The 17,616-nt window shown below is 66.4% G+C and carries 13 protein-coding genes; 11 read left to right on the top strand and 2 right to left on the bottom strand.

Features of this window, described 5'->3' with window-relative positions; all coding sequences use genetic code 11:
• Positions 1–226: 226 nt before the first annotated feature.
• The 6 genes from AB4Y40_RS11670 to AB4Y40_RS11645 all read left to right on the top strand — a co-directional run bounded on the left by AB4Y40_RS11670 (position 227) and on the right by AB4Y40_RS11645 (position 9,055).
• On the top strand, positions 227–2,707 hold the full coding sequence (locus AB4Y40_RS11670) for an FAD-dependent oxidoreductase (RefSeq protein ID WP_368687790.1): 2,481 nt from the start codon (positions 227–229) through the stop codon (positions 2,705–2,707).
• Positions 2,708–2,778: 71 nt separating this feature from the next.
• Complete coding sequence (locus tag AB4Y40_RS11665) at positions 2,779–3,642, top strand: LysR substrate-binding domain-containing protein (RefSeq protein ID WP_368687789.1); 864 nt, start codon at positions 2,779–2,781, stop codon at positions 3,640–3,642.
• Between the two features lie 120 nt (positions 3,643–3,762).
• Positions 3,763–4,152: an NUDIX hydrolase gene (locus AB4Y40_RS11660; protein WP_368687788.1), complete on the top strand. Its 390-nt coding sequence runs from the start codon at positions 3,763–3,765 to the stop codon at positions 4,150–4,152.
• A gap of 207 nt (positions 4,153–4,359) precedes the next feature.
• Positions 4,360–7,299 (top strand): molybdopterin oxidoreductase family protein, encoded by a 2,940-nt coding sequence (locus AB4Y40_RS11655; RefSeq protein WP_368687787.1) that lies wholly within the window; start codon positions 4,360–4,362, stop codon positions 7,297–7,299.
• Positions 7,300–7,314: 15 nt separating this feature from the next.
• Positions 7,315–8,049 (top strand): 4Fe-4S dicluster domain-containing protein, encoded by a 735-nt coding sequence (locus AB4Y40_RS11650; RefSeq protein ID WP_368687786.1) that lies wholly within the window; start codon positions 7,315–7,317, stop codon positions 8,047–8,049.
• Positions 8,050–8,101: 52 nt separating this feature from the next.
• Positions 8,102–9,055: a dimethyl sulfoxide reductase anchor subunit family protein gene (locus AB4Y40_RS11645; RefSeq protein ID WP_368687785.1), complete on the top strand. Its 954-nt coding sequence runs from the start codon at positions 8,102–8,104 to the stop codon at positions 9,053–9,055.
• Positions 9,056–9,105: 50 nt separating this feature from the next.
• Here AB4Y40_RS11645 and AB4Y40_RS11640 read toward each other — a convergent pair whose 3' ends face one another.
• Positions 9,106–9,870: an IclR family transcriptional regulator gene (locus AB4Y40_RS11640; protein WP_368687784.1), complete on the bottom strand. Its 765-nt coding sequence runs from the start codon at positions 9,868–9,870 to the stop codon at positions 9,106–9,108.
• Between the two features lie 217 nt (positions 9,871–10,087).
• Here AB4Y40_RS11640 and AB4Y40_RS11635 point away from each other — a divergent pair, with 217 nt between their 5' ends.
• The 3 genes from AB4Y40_RS11635 to AB4Y40_RS11625 all read left to right on the top strand — a co-directional run bounded on the left by AB4Y40_RS11635 (position 10,088) and on the right by AB4Y40_RS11625 (position 14,652).
• A complete protein-coding gene (locus tag AB4Y40_RS11635; protein WP_368687783.1) occupies positions 10,088–11,542 on the top strand; it encodes an aldehyde dehydrogenase family protein in 1,455 nt (484 codons plus the stop codon).
• Positions 11,539–13,194, top strand: a complete 1,656-nt coding sequence (locus AB4Y40_RS11630; RefSeq protein ID WP_368687782.1) for an AMP-binding protein — start codon at positions 11,539–11,541, stop codon at positions 13,192–13,194. Before AB4Y40_RS11635 ends, AB4Y40_RS11630 begins: the two co-directional genes overlap by 4 nt.
• Positions 13,195–13,269: 75 nt before the next feature.
• Complete coding sequence (locus tag AB4Y40_RS11625; RefSeq protein ID WP_368687781.1) at positions 13,270–14,652, top strand: MFS transporter; 1,383 nt, start codon at positions 13,270–13,272, stop codon at positions 14,650–14,652.
• Positions 14,653–14,751: 99 nt separating this feature from the next.
• On the opposite strand, the gene AB4Y40_RS11620 is transcribed toward AB4Y40_RS11625, so the two are convergent.
• Positions 14,752–15,669, bottom strand: coding sequence for an NAD(P)-dependent oxidoreductase (locus AB4Y40_RS11620; protein WP_368687780.1), 918 nt, complete (start codon positions 15,667–15,669; stop codon positions 14,752–14,754).
• A 253-nt stretch (positions 15,670–15,922) separates the two neighbouring features.
• Between AB4Y40_RS11620 and AB4Y40_RS11615 the strand changes: the two genes are divergently transcribed.
• Positions 15,923–16,126, top strand: coding sequence for a DUF3311 domain-containing protein (locus AB4Y40_RS11615; RefSeq protein WP_368687779.1), 204 nt, complete (start codon positions 15,923–15,925; stop codon positions 16,124–16,126).
• 72 nt (positions 16,127–16,198) lie between these two features.
• Positions 16,199–17,611: a sodium:solute symporter gene (locus AB4Y40_RS11610; protein ID WP_368687778.1), complete on the top strand. Its 1,413-nt coding sequence runs from the start codon at positions 16,199–16,201 to the stop codon at positions 17,609–17,611.
• Positions 17,612–17,616 lie beyond the last annotated feature (5 nt).

Below are 17,616 nucleotides of genomic sequence, written 5' to 3'. Positions count from 1 at the left end.
CAAAATACCACAAATTGCCGAACCGTTCGTTGCTCTCGAAGACGTGGCAAATCACCGTTGTTTTTTGACGGTCGCGCGGTGCCACGCCACCCAGACGAGGCAGAGACCCCACGGCAAGCGACCAGGGCTCGTGGCAAATGGAGTTGTTTTTTGTGGCGTCGTGTTGCATTATTTGGCGCGGTAGCTGTCCTCGCAACGCATTTCACTTCGCATCGAGGCCCACCCTATGCCTACCCCTGTCCCTGCGCATGCGCGCGTCGTGATCGTCGGCGGCGGTATCGTCGGCTGCTCCGTGGCTTACCATCTCGCGAAACTCGGCTGGAGCGACATCGTCCTGCTCGAACAGGGCGCGCTCTCGTGCGGGACGACGTGGCACGCGGCGGGCCTGGTCGGCCAGTTGCGCGCGCAGCACAGCGTGACGAAGCTCATTCGCTATTCCACGGCCCTTTATGCCGAACTCGAGGCTGAAACGGGACTCGCCACGGGCTGGAAGCCGTGTGGGTCGCTCTCGGTGGCGCGTACGCCGGAGCGAATGACCCAACTGAAACGCACGGCGGCGTCAGCGCGCGCCTATGGCGTGACCTGCGACGTCATCGGGCCGCGCGAGGCGGGCGAGTTGTGGCCGGTAATGCGCACCGACGACCTGCTTGGCGCCGTCTGGCTGCCGGGTGACGGCAAGGCGAATCCGACGGACCTGACGCAGTCGCTCGCGCGCGGCGCACGCATGCGCGGCGCCCGCGTGGTCGAGAACACGCGAATCACGGCTGTGCACACGGCCGCCACGCACGCGGGGCGCGCCGTCGCCGGGGTGACGTGGCGCAACAAGGACGGCGACGAAGGCACGTTGCACGCCGACCTCGTCGTGAACTGCGCGGGGCAGTGGGCGAAGGCGATCGGCCGGCTGGCTGACGTCACGGTGCCCCTGCATTCGGCGGAGCACTATTACATCGTGACCGAGCGCATCGCGGGCGTGCATCCCGATTTGCCCGTCATGCGCGATCCCGACGGCTTTATCTACTTCAAGGAGGAGGTGGGCGGCCTCGTGATGGGCGGCTTCGAACCCAATGCGAAGCCGTGGGGCATGAACGGGATTCCGGAGAATTTCGAGTTTCAGCTGCTGCCCGACGACTGGGATCAGTTCGAAGTGCTGATGGAAAATGCCTTGCAGCGCGTGCCGGCGCTCGAAACCGCGCAGGTTCGCCAGTTCTATAACGGGCCGGAATCGTTCACGCCGGACAACAACTTCATTCTCGGCGAGGCGCCCGAGTTGCGCGGCTTCTTCGTCGGCGCGGGCTTCAACTCGATGGGCATCGCCTCGGCAGGCGGGGCCGGCATGGCGCTCGCCGAGTGGATCGTGGCCGGCGAGCCGACCATGGATCTGTGGCCCGTGGACATCCGCCGCTTTGCGCGCTTCAACGGCAACGACACCTGGCTGCACGACCGCGTAAAGGAAACACTGGGGTTGCACTATGCGATGCCCTGGCCAAATCGGGAACTCGACACGGCGCGGCCGTTCCGTCGCTCGCCGCTCCATGCGCTGCTCGCCGGGGATGGCGCCTGCTTCGGCAGCAAGATGGGCTGGGAGCGCGCGAACTTCTTCGCGCCAAAGCCCGCCGAGGCGCGCATCGAGTACGCGTTCGGCCAGCAGAACTGGCTGGCGTGGAGCGGCGCGGAGCACCGCGCCTGCCGCGAGCGCGTTGCGCTGTTCGACATGACGTCGTTTGCCAAGCTGCTCGTCAAGGGGCGTGACGCGGAAGCGGTCCTGCAGGGCATTGTCGCCAATGACGTCGCAGTGCCGGTCGGCACCACGATCTATTCCGGCATCCTGAACGATCGCGGCGCTTACGAGTCGGACGTGACGCTCACGCGCCTGGCGGAAGACCAGTATCTCGTCGTCACAGGTTCCGCGCAGGCGACGCGCGACTTCGACTACCTCGAGAAAGCGATCGGGCACGAGCGGCATTGCGTGCTCGTCGACGTCACCGGCCAGTACGCGGTGCTCGCCGTGATGGGGCCGCACTCGCGGGCGCTGCTGCAGAGTGTGTCGAAAGCCGACTGGCGTCCCGCGGCCTTCCCGTTTGGCCAAAGCCGCGAGGTCGATATCGGCTACGCGACCGTGCGCGCAACGCGCGTGTCCTACGTTGGCGAACTGGGCTGGGAGCTATACGTTCCCGTCGAATTCGCCGTGGGCGTCTACGAGACGCTGCACTCGGCGGGTGAAGCGTTCGGGCTGGTGAATGCGGGCTACTACGCGATCGAGTCGTTGCGCCTCGAAAAGGGCTACCGCGCGTGGGGCCGCGACCTCTCGCCCGAGCACAACCCCTTCGAAGCCGGGCTCGCCTTTGCGTGCAAGCTCGGCAAGGACATCGCCTTTCGCGGGCGCGACGCACTGCTGCGTCTGCGCGACCAGCCGTTGCAGCGTCGGCTCGCCGTCTTCAGCGCCGACGGCGCAAGCGATCGCATGCTGTGGGGCGGCGAAGGCATTCTGCGCGACGGCAAACCGGTTGGCTCGGTAACGTCGGCCGCCTTCGGCCACACGCTGGGCTGCCCGGTTGCAATGGGCTATGTCTCGCGCACGGATGGGCCTGTCGATGCCGCGTGGCTCGCCCAGGGGCGTTACACGATCGACGTGGCGGGAGAGCCGATTCCGGCGACGCTGCATCTGCAAGCGCCATACGATCCGCGCTCGTTGCGCATGAAGAGTTGACTGAGTCATTGCGGGCAACCGAAGGGCTGCTCGCGAGCGGGTCAACGGCATCGTCCTCCCAGGGTGGCAACATGCATTACGCGCAATTGCGGGCATTTCATGCGGTGGCGAAGCAGGGCGGCTTTTCGAAGGCGGCCCGCGCGCTTGCGCTTACCCAGCCGGCGATTTCCGATCACGTGCGGCGCCTCGAACAGGACTATGGCGTCCAGCTTTTCGAGCGCACCGCGCGGGGTGTCGAACCGACGGACCTCGGCCGGCGTCTCTACGCGGTGACACGCCAGATGGTGGCCTGCGAGCGCGACGCCCGCCGCTTGCTCGAAGCCGCGGGCGAGCTCGAGTCGGGCGAGCTTTCCCTCGTCGCCGACGCACCGGACCTGGCGATGAGGCTGATCGGCGCGTTCCGGATGCGCCATCCGGGGATCGTGGTGAAACTCTCGGTGGCCAACGCGACCGAGTGCATGCAGCGCGTGCTGGCGGGCGTCGTCGATGCCGCGATCTCTGCCGCAGGGGTCGTGCATGCCGGCCTGGAAACGCGGGTGCTGTGCGAGGCGCCGCTCGTCGCTGTCGTTCCTGCCAGCAGCGCGCTGGCCACGCAGGCTGTGCTCAGCTATGAAGCGCTCGCGCTCGAACCGATGATCTTCCGCGAAACGCAATCCGTCACGCAGCAACTGCTCGAAGCGGAACTGGTCCGCAAGGGCCTGCAAGTGCGTCCCGTGCTGTACGTGGAAGGTCGCGAAGCGTTGCAAACCGCGATTACGCAGGGCGTTGGCGTGGGTGTCATCGCGCGCACGGAGTTCGGCGGCTCGCCGGGCGTGCGCGCGATTGCGCTCGCCGACTGCCAGGTCCGCATGGTCGAGTCGCTGGCGCGGCTCGCGGACCGCTCGGCGTCGAACCTCCTCGATGCACTTTTTAGTACCGACCCTGTATCGCCCTGACTTCGGGCTCGATCGTTGCTACCCCCTACCGCGGGTCCGCCAGGCGATCGAACAGGCGCAGATGGGCGGACAACGATCGACTCATACGAAGCAGAAGGCATCTGTCATGAAACGCGAAGCATGAAAGAACGAGCCACTGTCGTGTGCTGGCAGCGAGGACGGATTCTCCTCGTCGAACGGGGACGATCGAGATGGTCGCTGCCCGGCGGCACGATCCGGCGTGCAGAGTCGCCAGCGGACGCTGCGCTGCGTGAACTCGCCGAAGAAACCACGCTCGAGGGCTGCGAGCTGGGATACCTGTTCCAGTTCGGCGGGCTCAACAAGCGGCACCATGTCTTTTTCTCCGTGCTGCACGACGACGCGAGACCTGCGCCGAGCAACGAGATCCTAAGGTGCCGCTGGTTTCGTCCCCAGAAGGTATCGACACTGATTACCAGCGTGCCGACACGCGAAATCGTCAGTCTCCTGTTCGGTCATGAAGTGGAGCAACCCACGCTCGTGCGCGCGTAACGCGCTCTGCCGCCGCGCGGCCTCGTTCCCCGAGCCCCGTCCAGTTTCGAATCCAGACGTCACGCCACGCGCGCCGCCTGCAACTATCGGGCGCGCTGATGAATGAGATCGCAAATTGCGAGTTTTTCTATTGGCCGCTCATTTATACGATATTCACTATCGGCACAAAGTTTGTGCAGCTGCACCGCAAGCGTATCTGGAGGAGCGATGGAACATCAGCCCCGCACGCAGAATGAAAAGCTCGAGGTCAAGACCACGACGTGCTACATGTGCGCGTGCCGCTGTGGCATACGCGTGCATCTTCGCGACGGCGAGGTTCGTTATATCGACGGCAATCCCGAGCATCCGCTTAATCAGGGTGTAATCTGCGCCAAAGGCTCGTCGGGCATCATGAAGCAGTATTCGCCGGCGCGCCTCACGCAGCCGCTGCTGCGCAAACCGGACGCCCTGCGTGGCACCGCCCAGTTCGAGCCCATCTCCTGGGAAGCCGCATTCGACATGCTCGAAAAGCGCCTCGCGCACTTGCGCGCGACCGACCCGAGGCAATTCGCGCTCTTCACGGGCCGCGACCAGATGCAGGCGCTCACAGGTTTGTTCGCCAAACAGTTCGGCACCCCAAACTATGCGGCGCACGGCGGCTTCTGCTCGGCGAACATGGCGGCCGGCATGATCTATACGATGGGCGGCTCGTTCTGGGAGTTCGGCGGACCGGACCTCGACCGCGCGAGGCTGTTCTTCATGATCGGCACCGCGGAGGATCATCACTCGAATCCGCTGAAGATTGCGATTTCGAAATTCAAGCGCGCGGGCGGCCGCTTCATCGCCATCAATCCGATCCGCACGGGCTACGCGGCAATCGCCGATGAGTGGGTGCCGATCCGTCCCGGCACGGATGGCGCGCTGTTCATGGCGCTCATGCGTGAGCTGATCGAACAGAATGCGTATGACCGCGAGTTCGTCGAGCGCTATACGAATGCGGGTGAACTGCTCGACCTGCGCGCCGACCGCGATACATATGGCCTGTTCGTGCAGGACCCGACGGTCGAAGTGCGCAATCCGCTCTTTCCGCAGAATCACCTCTGGTGGGACGCCGCGAGCCAGCGCGAAGTGCCGCATCACGCGCCGGGCGTGCGACCCGCGCTGGAAGGGCGCTACACGCTCGCGGACGGCACGCCGGTCGCGCCGTCGTTCGAGTTGCTGCGTGAGCAGGTTGCCGACTGCACGCCGGAGTGGGCGGCGCAGATCACCGGCATTCCCGCCGCGACGATCCGCCGGCTGGCTCAGGAAATGGCCGATGTCGCGCGCGATCAGAAGGTCACCTTGCCGATTCAGTGGACCGACGCCTGGGGCGAAACGCACGAAACCGTGACGGGTGCGCCCATTGCCTTTCACGCCATGCGCGGGCTCGCCGCGCATTCGAACGGCTTTCAGTCGATACGCGGCCTCGCCGTGCTGATGTCGCTGCTCGGCACCATCGACCGGCCCGGCGGTTTCCGCCACAAGTCGCCTTATCCGCGCGCCGTGCCGCCCTCCGCGAAGCCGCCCAACAGTCCCGACGACGTGAAGCCGAACACACCGCTCGCGAACGGTCCGCTGGGCTGGCCCGCCGCGCCGGAAGATCTGTTTATCGACGCCAAGGGCGAGCCCGTGCGCATCGACAAGGCGTTTTCGTGGGAGTACCCGCTCGCCGTGCATGGTTTGATGCATAGCGTCATTACGAACGCGTGGCGCGGCGATCCATATCCCATCGATACGCTGTTGATCTTCATGGCCAACATGGCGTGGAATTCGTCGATGAACACGATGGAAGTCCGCAAGATGCTCGCGGACAAGCACGAGAACGGTGAGTACAAGATTCCGTTCATCGTGGTGTGCGATGCGTTCCAGTCGGAGATGACGGCCTTCGCCGACCTGATTCTGCCCGACACGACCTACCTCGAACGCCACGACGCGATGTCGATGCTCGACCGGCCCATTTCCGAATTCGATGGTCCGGTGGACTCCGTGCGCGTGCCCGTCGTTCCGCCGACGGGCGAATGCAAGCCGTTCCAGGAGGTGCTCGTCGAGCTGGCGAGCCGCCTGAAGCTGCCGGCCTTCACGACGCCCGAAGGCACGCGCAAATACCGCGACTATCCGGACTTCATCATCAATCACCAGACGGCGCCGGGCTCGGGCGTGGGCTTCCTGATCGGCTGGCGCGGCAAGGACGGCGACAAGGCGCTGGTCGGCGAACCGAACCCGCGGCAGTGGGAGGAGTACGCGAAGCACAACTGCGTCTACCACTACACGCTGCCCGAGTCGCTGCAGTACATGCGTAACTGCAACGGGCCTTATCTGGATTTCGCCGTCGAAAAGGGCTTTCGCAAGTTCAACGAGCCGATCGTGATCGCGCTTTACTCAGACGTGATGCAGAAGTTCCGGCTCGCCGCCCAGGGCAAGACCAAGGGCCGGCAGCCGCCCGAGCATTTGCGCGCGCGCATCGAGCAATACTTCGACCCGCTGCCGTTCTGGCATGCGCCGCTCGAGCACGACGCGACCGATCACGCGCAGTATCCGCTCGCGGCCGTCACGCAGCGTCCCATGGCGATGTACCACTCGTGGGACTCGCAGAACGCCTGGCTGCGGCAGATTCACGGCGAGAACTATCTGTACATGAATCCGCGCACGGCGGCGGCGCAGGGCATCGAGGACGGCGGCTGGATCTACGTCGAATCGCAGTGGGGCAAGGTGCGCTGCCTCGCGCGCTACAGCGAAGCGGTCGAGCCGGGCACGGTCTGGACGTGGAACGCCATCGGCAAGTCGGCGGGCGCCTGGAATCTCGGACCCGACGCCAACGAATCGCAGCGTGGCTTCCTGCTGAACCACCTGATCGCCGACGAGCTTCCCGTCAAGCGCGCCGATCACACGCGCACCTCGAACTCAGATCCGATCACGGGGCAGGCCGCGTGGTACGACGTGCGCGTGCGCATCTACCCGGCAGAGGCGCACGCCGACCACACGCTACCGCAGTTCGCCCCCATGCCCGCGCTGCCGGGCGCCGTTGGCACCGGTGGCGCGGGGGGCTTCATCCATCGCGTCGTGCAGACATATTTCGCCGGGCGCGGCGAGTTTGCCGCGCGTCTTGCGAAAGCCGCGCAACGCAAGTGAAACGGAGAGCATGCTATGACACAGATGGCGCTCGTGATCGATCTGAACGTCTGCGTGGGCTGCCACGCGTGCGTGACGAGCTGCAAGGAATGGAACACGTCGGGCGAGGCGGGCAGTCTTGCCGACTTTCGCCCGTATGACGCCGATCCGTCGGGCACGTTCTTCAACCGGGTGCAGACGTTCGAAGCCGGCGAGTATCCGCTTGCCGACACCATTCATTTTCCCAAGTCGTGCCTGCACTGCGAGGACCCGCCGTGCGTGCCGGTCTGTCCGACCGGGGCAAGCTACAAGCGCAAGGAAGACGGCCTCGTGCTGGTCGACTACGACCGCTGCATCGGCTGCAAGTACTGCGCGTGGGCCTGCCCCTACGGCGCGCGCGAAATCGACGAAGCGCGCAAGGAAATGACCAAGTGCACGCTGTGCTCCGACCGCATTTACAACGAAGCGCTGCCGGAGCGCGACCGCAAGCCCGCGTGCGTGCTGGCGTGCCCGACCTCGGCGCGCCTCTTCGGCGACATTCACGATCCGGAGTCGGTCGTGTCGAAGGCGATCCGCGAACGGGGCGGCTATCAGCTGATGCCCGAGTGGGGAACCCGGCCGTCGAATCACTATTTGCCGCGTCAACCGGTGACGTCCTGCGGCAGCGGCTCGTGTTCGTGCAAGACAGCGGGCGCGGGGGAGACCGAAATGCTGGAAACGCAGGTCGAACACGGCGCGCTCAATCTCGCGTCGATCGCCACGCGCGTATGAGCACGTCAGCGCGCCCGCATGGCGCGCCCCGAATCGAAGAGTGGAGAACGGTATGAATCCGGCATTTTCCGTGGTGTTTCTCACCACGCTGAGCGGTGCGGGCCAGGGGTTGCTGATCGCGCTCGTCGGCGTGGAGCTGGCGCAACGGCTCGGCTTCGGCGACGTGGCGGCGGTTCCGGCGATGTTCTATGTCGTCGGCGCGGCGCTTTCGTGCGCGCTGGGCGCATTGGGGCTCGTGGCGTCGTTCTTCCATCTCGGCCATCCCGAGCGGGCATGGCGGGCCATTGCGATGTGGCGCACCTCGTGGCTGTCGCGCGAATGCCTGTGTCTTCCCGCGTTTCTGGCCTGCACGTTCGCCTATGGCCTCGCGCACCTGCTAGGGGCGTCGTATTCCCTCGCAATAGGGGGCGTGGCTGTCGTCGCGAGCCTGCTGCTGTTCGTGTGCACCGCGATGATCTACGCGTGTCTGCGCTTTCTGCAGGAATGGGCGACGCCGCTCACGCTGGTCAACTTCGTCTTGCTCGGCTGCGCGTCCGGCTTCACGCTCGCGACCGCGTGCGCCGCAAAGTTTGCACCGGCCATGGCGGTGCCGCTCGCCGTCTGCGCCTGCGTGTTGACGCTGGCGGGCTGCGCGTCGCGTACGGCCTCGCTGGTCCGCAACGCGCGCCTGCGCCCGAAATCGACCGTGCAAAGCGCGACCGGCATTCGCGCGGCACGCGTCGAGCAGAAGTCGCGCGGGTTTACGGCAGGCGCCTTCAATCTGCGCGAGTTCTTTCACGGCAAGACGCCAGGCGCGCTCAAACGCATCAAGTGGACGTTCGTGATCGCGGCGTTCCTCGCTCCTTTCTGCCTCGTGGCGATCGGCGGCGGCATTCGATCCGTTGGGCTCTCGTTCGCGGTGTTTTGCCTCGCGGCTGTGATCCAGTACGCGGGACTGGTGGCGGAGCGCTGGTTTTTCTTTGCCGAAGCGCGGCATCCGCAGAATCTCTACTATCAGCGTTCCTAGTGGAGTGGGAGGCATCCAGCCTCGAGCCTTAACCGGCGGCTACACGCACGCTACTCGCGGAACGTCTTCGCGGTTTCCGTTGCGGCATGCCTCAGTTCGGGCACGAAGGCGAGCAGATCGTCGAGCGCGACGCGCCCGACCGGCGCCTGCACGGCGATTGCCGCGCACGCACGGTTGCGGTCCAGCATCACGGGCACGGCGATCGCGATCAAGCCCTGTAAATGCTCCTGATTGTTGATCGCGAGTTGCCGCCGTCGTGTCACCGCCAGCTCCTTGCGCAACGCTTCGCGGTCGGTGATCGTTTGCTCCGAATGCGCGCGCAGCGGCAGCGTGTCGATCATGCGGTCGCGCCGCTCCTTGGGCAAAAAACTCAGCAGCAGCTTGCCGCTCGCCGAACAGTGCAGCGGCACGTGCGAGCCCGGCTGCAGATGCATGCGCAGCGGCCATTCGGTCTCCACGCGGTCGACATAGACCACGTCGTTGCCGGCGAGCATGGTGAGATTGCAGGTCTCGCCGATCTTTTCGACGAGCTGTTCGAGCAGCAAATGCCGCGCCGCCGCCGGCCCCGCATGCATCAGCACGTTCACCGCCATCATTCTCACGCGCGCCGAACACTCGTAGAGCTTGTCGTTGGCGCCGCGCGTGACGAGCCACGCGTCGGTGAGCTGCGCCAGGATGCGGTGCACGGTCTGCTTGGGCAAGCCGAGCGCATCCACCAGATCCATCATCGCCAACGGACGGCCCGCCTGGGCTAGCGTTTCCAGCACGCGGAACGCGCGGACTGCCGCCGCATTCGATTGGTTCGATGTGGACACGCTTGTCTCCTGCGTCGGTTGCGTTGTGCGGTCGACGCCAGCTTTCCCGTCATTGTGCATCTCCCAATGCGATTTTCGGGACTGGTGAAAGTCCCGAAAATCGCATATTCCGCGCCGTCATAGCCGAGTGTCACCGAATGTGCGGGAATCGGGACTCGCATTCACGCGCCGATGAATAGATTGGCAGTACAGCCAATTATTTGATCGGAGCGCGCCGATGAATGTGAGAGAGACCGTCGCCAATGCCGCCGGTGCGGGCAAACCCGAGGCGGGCGCGCCGCAGATCGCCGCGCTCGTGGCGCGTGCGCGTGCGGCGCAGCAAGCGTTCGAGTTCGCCGGGCAGGCAACCCTGGACACCGCTGCAGCAGCAGCCGCGTGGGCGATCATGGAGCCCGGCCGAAACCGCGAGCTGGCCGAACTGGCGGTGCGCGACACAGGGCTCGGCAACGCCGACGACAAGTTCCGCAAGAACTACCGCAAGACGCTCGGGCTGCTGCGCGACCTGCACGGGAAAAAGACCTGTGGCGTGATTGCGCGTGACGAGGCCACAGGCATCGTCGAAATCGCGCGCGCGGTCGGGGTGGTCGCGGCGATCACGCCGTCCACCAATCCGGCCGCGACGCCCGTCAACAAGATCGTCAACGCGCTCAAATGCGGCAATGCGGTGATCGTCGCGCCTTCGCCGAAGGGCTATGGCGCGTGCGAGGCGCTCATCGGCTTCATCCACGCGCAGTTCGCCAAAGCGGGGCTGGACCCGGCGCTCGTGCAGATGCTGCCCGCGCCGGTGGACAAGGCCGCCACCGCCGCGTTGATGCGCGAAGCCGACCTCGTGGTCGCGACGGGCTCGCAGGCCAATGTGCGCATGGCCTACGCCAGCGGGACGCCGGCTTTCGGCGTGGGGGCCGGCAACGTCGCGTCGATCGTCACGCGCACGGCGAACCTTCGCGATGCGGCGCACAAGATTGCCGCGTCGAAGACCTTCGACAACGCGACGAGCTGCTCGTCGGAGAACAGCGTCGTGATCGACGAGGCGGTCTACGACGCGATGCTGCACGAACTCGCCGCGTGTGGCGGCGTGCTGCTCGACGCGCAGCAAAAGGCGCAATTGCAGGCGGCGATGTGGACCGACGGCAAGCTCTCCTCGCGTTGCACTGCAAAATCCGCGGAACAGATCGCGCGCGCCGCCGGCCTCGACGAGGTGGCAGAGGTCGCGGCGCACACAGGCGCGTTCCTGATGGTCGAGGAGAGCGGCTTCGGCGCGGCGCATCCTTTTTCGGGCGAAAAGCTCGCGCCGGTGCTCACGGTCTACCGCGCGCGCGATTTCGACGCTGCGGCGGATATCGTCCGCAGCCTCTACGCGTATATGGGCGCGGGCCACTCGGTCGGCCTGCATACGGACGACCCGGAGCAAGCCGTGACGCTGGGTTCGACGCTGCCGGTGGCGCGCGTGATCGTCAACCAGGCGCATTGCTTTGCGACGGGCGGCAACTTCGACAACGGCCTGCCGTTCTCGCTCTCGATGGGCTGCGGGACCTGGGGGCGCAACAACTTCTCGGACAATCTCGGCTTTCGCCAGTACCTGAACATCACGCGGGTGGCGTACCCCATCACGGAACACGTACCCGAGCTCGACACCTTGCTCGGCGACTATTTCCGGAGGTTCGGCCAATGAGCGCGCCCGCCACGATCCGCGCGCTGATCGAAGCCCGCGCCGCGCAGTACCCGGACAAGCCCTTCCTGCTGGCCGCGCCCGACGAAGATGCCGGCGCAGCCGCCGGCAGCGCCACGGCAGGCGCGACGCTGACCTTCGGCGCGTTGCTCGAGCGTTGCCGCACGCTCGAGAGCCGCTTTCGCGAGGCCGGCCTGAAGCCGGGCGACGTCGTTTCGGTGCTGATGGGCAACGGCATCCAGACGGCCACGCTGCTGCTCGGCGCGATGTACAGCGGACTGATCGCGCATCCGCTCAACCTGCTTTGCCAGGCGTCGCAGCTCGCCTATATCGTCGAGCATTCGGATACGCGGATGATCTTCGCGAGCGCGCAGACCAGCGGCGCGCTTGCGGCGGCGCTTGCCGCGCTGCGCGAGCAGGGCATGTCGCGCCACATCGCGCTCGTGCGTACGGAGCCGGATGCCGTTGCCTTGCCGGTGCTGCCCGCACTCGAAACGGCGGCCGCCTATATGGCGAGCGCTGTGCCGGCAGCGGCGAGCCTCGCGGGCCTCCCGGTCCTGGAATCAGCGCCCGTGGAAGAAGCCCGGTCCGGGCCCGATGGGCCCGACATCGCCCTGCTGATGTACACCTCGGGCACGACCGGCGCGCCGAAGGGCGTGCTGCTCAGCCACGCAAGCCTCCATGCGAACGCGCGCAACATCAGCATCGAGCACCGGCTCGCCGACGACGACCGCGTGCTGGCATCGCTGCCGCTCTATCACATCAACGGCCTCGTCGTGACCTTGCTTGCGCCGCTCTGGCACGCGGGCTCGGTGGTGCTCACGCCGCGCTTCTCCGGGCGCACGTTCTGGCGCGACGCGGCCAGCTACGGCTGCACGTGGATCAACGTGGTGCCGACCATCGTCGCCTATCTCCTCAACGGCGACGAACCGCGCGGGCTCGACCTCTCGGCGCTCAAGTTCTGCCGCAGCGCGTCTGCCGCGCTGCCCGCCGATCATCATCGCGCCTTCGAGGCGCGCTTCGGCATTGGCGTCATCGAAACGATGGGGATGACCGAGACCGCCGCGCCCGTCTTTAGCAATCCGTACGATGCATCGCGGCGCCGGATCGGCAGCATCGGCCTGCCATCGGGCGGCGAAGCGCGCGTGATCGATCGTGACGGCCGTGAATGCGGACCGAACGAGTGCGGCGAAATCGTGCTGCGCGGCGCCCAGCTCATGCGCGGCTACTACAAGCGCCACGAGGAAACGGCGAAGGCGTTCACCGCCGACGGCTGGCTGCACACCGGCGACCTCGGCTATCGCGACGACGAAGGCTACTTCTATATCAACGGCCGCTCGAAGGAACTGATCATCAAGGGCGGCGAGAACATCGCGCCGCGCGAGATCGACGAGGCGCTGCTGCGCCATCCGGGCGTGCTCGACGCGGCGGCCGTCGGCGTGCCCGACCCCGCCTATGGGCAGGAGATCGTCGCGTTCGTGGTGGCGCGCGAGACGCACTGGCAGGGCGCGCCCGACCCGGACGCTCTGCGCGAGCACTGCCTGCGCGAACTGGGCCGCTACAAAACGCCGAAAGAGATCCGCTTCGTGAAAGAACTGCCGCGCGGCCCCTCGGGCAAGGTCCAACGGCTGAAGCTCGTGACGCCCTCGGGCTGATACACGACTGCGCCTCGCGCGCCAATGCGCGCATCCGACCCGGCGACACAAAAGAGAGACTCAGGAGACGACGACATGAAGCAGCACGCGCAGCGCGTCAAGACGCGCCATATCATTCTCGCGGTCATGTGTCTGATGTATTTCATCTCGTACATCGACCGCGTCAACATCGCGGTCGCGGGACCGCTGATCCGCCACGAAATGGGCCTGAGCGCGGTGCAGCTCGGCCTGGTCTTTTCCGCATTCGCCTATCCCTATGCCGTCATGCAGATCATCGGCGGCTGGCTTTCCGACAAGTTCGGTCCGAAGATCGTGCTCACCGTGCTTTCGTTGATCTGGGGCGCGGCGACGCTCGCCACGGGCTTTGCCGGTAGTGTCGCGATGCTGGTGGGGCTGCGCTTCGCGCTCGGCGTGGGCGAGGGCGGGGCGTTTCCCACGGCCACACGCGCTTTCACGTATTGGATGCCGGTGGGCGAACGCGGCTTCGCGCAGGGCATCACGCACAGCTTCGCGCGCCTGGGCGGCGCGATCACACCGCCGCTCGTGCTCGCGGTGGTCGTGGCAGGCGGCTGGCGCGACGCGTTCATTCTGCTCGGCATCGTGAGCCTCATGTGGACGGTGCTCTATCTCTTCGTGTTCACCAACTCGCCGGAACAGAACCGGCGCGTCACGCCCGAAGAGACCGCCGAGATCGGCTATTGCAAGGGCGACTGCGACCGGGCGAAGCGCGCGGCGACGCCGTGGCGCAAGCTCGTGCGGCGCATGTGGCTCGTCACGTTCGTCGACTTCTGCTATGGCTGGCTGTTGTGGGTCTATCTCACGTGGCTGCCGTCGTATCTGAAGGAGTCGCGCGGTTTCGATCTCAAGCAGCTCGCGCTCTTCACGGCGCTGCCGCTGCTCGCGGGCGTGGTGGGCGACACGCTCGGCGGCGTGGTCTCCGACCGCATTTACAAGTGGACGGGCCGGCTGCGCTTCGCGCGCTGCTCGGTGCTCGTGACGGGCATGGGCGGCTCGCTCATTTTCCTGCTGCCCATGGTGTCCGTCTCGAACCCGATGGTCGCGGTGCTGTTCCTCTCCGCTTCGTTCTTCTTCCTCGAGATCACGAATCCGGTGCTGTGGACGCTGCCGCTCGATATCGCCGGCAAGTACGCGGGCACGGCGGGCGGCATGATGAACACGGGCTTCGGCATTGCGGGGATGGTGTCGCCGGTCGTGTTCGGATACCTGATCCAGCACACCGGCAGCTACAACGTGCCGTTCCTGATCTCGGCCGGGTTGCTGGCGCTGGGGATCGTCGCGGCGCTCTTCATCGATACCGCGCGCACGGTCGAGGCCGACGAGGAACGCGAGCGGCGCATGGGCCCGGAAGAGGCAGGGGCGTTCGCGTTCCTCGACAGCATGCCGACCGTGCGGCTCGAGCGGCACACGCTGCGGCGGCCGCTGCGCTGGTGGCGTTGAGCCTCGCAGGGGAGGCGAGGCGTGAGGCACTACGTGCGGCGGCCCTGAAGGCGTCCGGGGGCTTCCGGTGCCTTGCGGGGGCCGTCGCCCAGGTACGCCTTATGCGCCGCCGTCGAGCTTGCGCAGGCGCCAGATGAGGCTCGACGTGTCGAAGCGGCTGCCGCCCAGGCGCTGCACGTCGCCGTAGAACTGGTCGACGAGCGCCGTGACCGGCAGCGCCGCGCCGTTGCGTTTCGCTTCGTCGAGGCAGAAGCCGAGGTCCTTGCGCATCCAGTCCACGGCGAAGCCGAAGTCGAACTTGTTGGCCATCATGGTCTGGCCGCGGTTGTCCATCTGCCAGCTCGCGGCGGCGCCCTTGCCGATCACGTCGAGCACGAGCGCCATGTCGAGCCCGGCGCGCTCGCCGAAGTTGATCGCCTCGGACAGCCCCTGCACGAGGCCCGCGATGCAGATCTGATTGACCATCTTGGCGAGCTGGCCGGCGCCCGCCGCGCCCACCAGCGTCACGGCCGCCCCGTAGTGGGCGAGCGTGGGTTTCGCGCGCTCGAAGGCGGCGGCTTCGCCGCCGCACATGATCGTGAGCTTGCCGTTCTGGGCGCCCGCCTGGCCGCCCGACACGGGCGCGTCGATGAAATGCAGGCCATGTTCGGCGGCTTGGGCCGAAAGCTCGCGCGCCACGTTGGCGGAGGCGGTCGTGTGGTCGGCAAACACGGCGTCGCGCGCCATGCCGGCGAAGGCGCCGTCCGCGCCGAGCGCGATGCTGCGCAGGTCGTCGTCGTTGCCGACGCAGGCGAGCACCAGATCGGCGCCCTGGGCCGCTTCGCGCGGCGTGGCGGCCGCGCGGCCGCCGTATTCGGCGACCCATTGCGCGGCCTTTTCAGCGGTGCGGTTGTAGACCGTGACGTCGAGCCCGGCCTTGGCGAGATGACCGGCCATGGGATGGCCCATCACGCCGAGGCCCAGGAACGCGACACGGCGTACCGGATTGGGGGCGGACGAGGATGCGGATTGGCTCACAGTGGCTCCTTGGGGTGGGGTTTGAGGCTGGGGCGGTTTCATTATCTCAGCTATCGGCGCGGCGCCTGGGCGGCGTCGGCACGAGGCGGCGCCGGCCTGGGCGCGAGCTGGACGCGGCCTGGACTCAACGATAAGGCGCGTCTGGCACTAGCCGCGCGCGTTTTTGTCAGCCGATACTCGGTACAACAAGACGGCCTGGCCGGCCTCGCTCGCGACTGGAGCAGCGCGCCCGGGCCCCCAAAAGGAGACAAGGATGCTCAGGTATCTGATCGGAATCGGCCTCCCTTTTCTGGGCGTCATCGGCGCGCTGCCGTGGGTGGCCGCACAGCAGGACCGCTACGTCTTCGGCGTGCCCTTCATCTACGCGTGGATCTTCGCCTGGTTCCTGCTGACCTCCGGGTGTCTCTTCATCTGCTGGCGCTGCTTCGACCGGCACCGCTCCGCGAACGAGCACTAGCGAGCGCCCGCGGCGCAGACCGCATCCGCGCGCCACCGCCCATCCCATCGCCTCCACCCTGGAGAGCCGCGCATGTCCACATTCGTCTTCTCGCTCCTCATCGCCTTTTCGCTGTATCTCGCCATCCGCTCCCGGCGCGGCCACGGCAAGCAGAGCGTGCACGACTTCTTCGTCGCGTCGCGCCAGTTCGGCGTCGCGCTCGTGTTCTTCCTCACGGCAGGCGAGATCTACAGCATCGGCACGATGGTCGGCTTTCCGGGGGGCATCTATGCGAAAGGGCCGACCTACGGCATCTGGTTTCTCGGCTACATCCTGCTGGCTTACCCGATCGGCTATTTCATCGGGCCGCGCATCTGGGAGGCCGGCAAGCGGCACAACGCCATTACCCAGGCGGACCTCTTCAAGGGCCACTATCGCAGCCGCGTGCTCGAGCTGATCGTCGCGGGCTCGTCCATCCTGTTCCTGATCCCCTGGGGCGAACTTCAGTTCACGGGCCTCGTGTCCGCACTCAAGGGACTCGGCTGGCACGTTCAGCCGGTCTGGCTGATCGTCGTCTGCGCCGCGCTCGCGTTCACCTATATCGCCATTTCCGGCGTGCGCGCCTCCGCCTGGATTGCCGTGCTCAAGGATATCCTGATGCTGCTCGCGATCGTCGTGACCGGCGTGGCCGCCGCGTGGATGGCCGGCGGCACGCACGAGGTGTTCCATGCCGCGAGCCACCAGGTGAGCAACGCGATGACGCCGCCGCAACTGCGCTTCTCCATGAGCACGATGCTGTTCCAGTCTCTCGGCTTCTACATGATGCCGTTCGCGGCGCAGGGCTTCTTCACGGCGCGCGGGCCCAACACGATCCGCCGGACCCAGATCGCGATGCCGCTCTACATGATGATGTACCCGTTCCTCGTGGTGGCCTCGTACTATGCGATCAGTGCGAACCTCAAGCTCGCCTCGCCCAATGACGCGTTCTTCGCGGCCGCCGTCCACCTGCTGCCCGACTGGCTGCTCGGCCTCGTCGCGGCGGGCGCCGCGCTCTCGGGGCTGCTCGTGCTCGCGGGCATCTGTCTCGCGATCGGGCCGATCGTCACGCGCAATCTCATTCCGAACCTGCCCGAGACGCGCCAGAAGCGCACCGCGAAATTCGTGATCGTGGCCTATCTGCTGGTGTCGATCGCCACCACGCTGCTCACGCCGAACCTCATGCTCTTGCTCATCAACCTGACCTACTACGGCGTGACGCAGTTCCTGCCCGGCATGCTGATCCTGCTCGCCGGACGCCAGGTGCGGCCAGGCGCGGTGGCGGCCGGCATTGTCTGCGGCCAGGGCCTCGCGATCGTGTGCTACGTGCTGCATATCGGCTTCGGCGGCATCAATCTCGGGCTCGTGTGCCTGGCTGTGAACGTGCTCGTCGTCTTCGTGGGACATATCCTGTTGCGGCCGTCCGGGCGGCGCTATGGCATGCCCGATCCGCTTCACCATCATTCATAGGAGTT

Origin of the sequence: Paraburkholderia sp. EG287B (assembly GCF_040965595.1) — a bacterium.
Taxonomy (GTDB): Bacteria; Pseudomonadota; Gammaproteobacteria; order Burkholderiales; family Burkholderiaceae; genus Paraburkholderia.
The sequence above is the reverse complement of the archived record's forward strand: the minus strand, read 5'-3'. Positions and strand labels throughout refer to the sequence as shown.

What these genes read in the sequence shown, in the direction of transcription:
- AB4Y40_RS11610 (WP_368687778.1), top strand. Translation starts at nt 16,199, where the DNA reads ATGTCCACATTCGTCTTCTCGCTCCTCATCGCCTTTTCGCTGTATCTC.
- AB4Y40_RS11665 (WP_368687789.1), top strand. Translation starts at nt 2,779, where the DNA reads ATGCATTACGCGCAATTGCGGGCATTTCATGCGGTGGCGAAGCAGGGC.
- AB4Y40_RS11615 (WP_368687779.1), top strand. Translation starts at nt 15,923, where the DNA reads ATGCTCAGGTATCTGATCGGAATCGGCCTCCCTTTTCTGGGCGTCATC.
- AB4Y40_RS11670 (WP_368687790.1), top strand. Translation starts at nt 227, where the DNA reads ATGCCTACCCCTGTCCCTGCGCATGCGCGCGTCGTGATCGTCGGCGGC.
- AB4Y40_RS11650 (WP_368687786.1), top strand. Translation starts at nt 7,315, where the DNA reads ATGACACAGATGGCGCTCGTGATCGATCTGAACGTCTGCGTGGGCTGC.
- AB4Y40_RS11645 (WP_368687785.1), top strand. Translation starts at nt 8,102, where the DNA reads ATGAATCCGGCATTTTCCGTGGTGTTTCTCACCACGCTGAGCGGTGCG.
- AB4Y40_RS11655 (WP_368687787.1), top strand. Translation starts at nt 4,360, where the DNA reads ATGGAACATCAGCCCCGCACGCAGAATGAAAAGCTCGAGGTCAAGACC.
- AB4Y40_RS11630 (WP_368687782.1), top strand. Translation starts at nt 11,539, where the DNA reads ATGAGCGCGCCCGCCACGATCCGCGCGCTGATCGAAGCCCGCGCCGCG.
- AB4Y40_RS11625 (WP_368687781.1), top strand. Translation starts at nt 13,270, where the DNA reads ATGAAGCAGCACGCGCAGCGCGTCAAGACGCGCCATATCATTCTCGCG.
- AB4Y40_RS11635 (WP_368687783.1), top strand. Translation starts at nt 10,088, where the DNA reads ATGAATGTGAGAGAGACCGTCGCCAATGCCGCCGGTGCGGGCAAACCC.
- AB4Y40_RS11660 (WP_368687788.1), top strand. Translation starts at nt 3,763, where the DNA reads ATGAAAGAACGAGCCACTGTCGTGTGCTGGCAGCGAGGACGGATTCTC.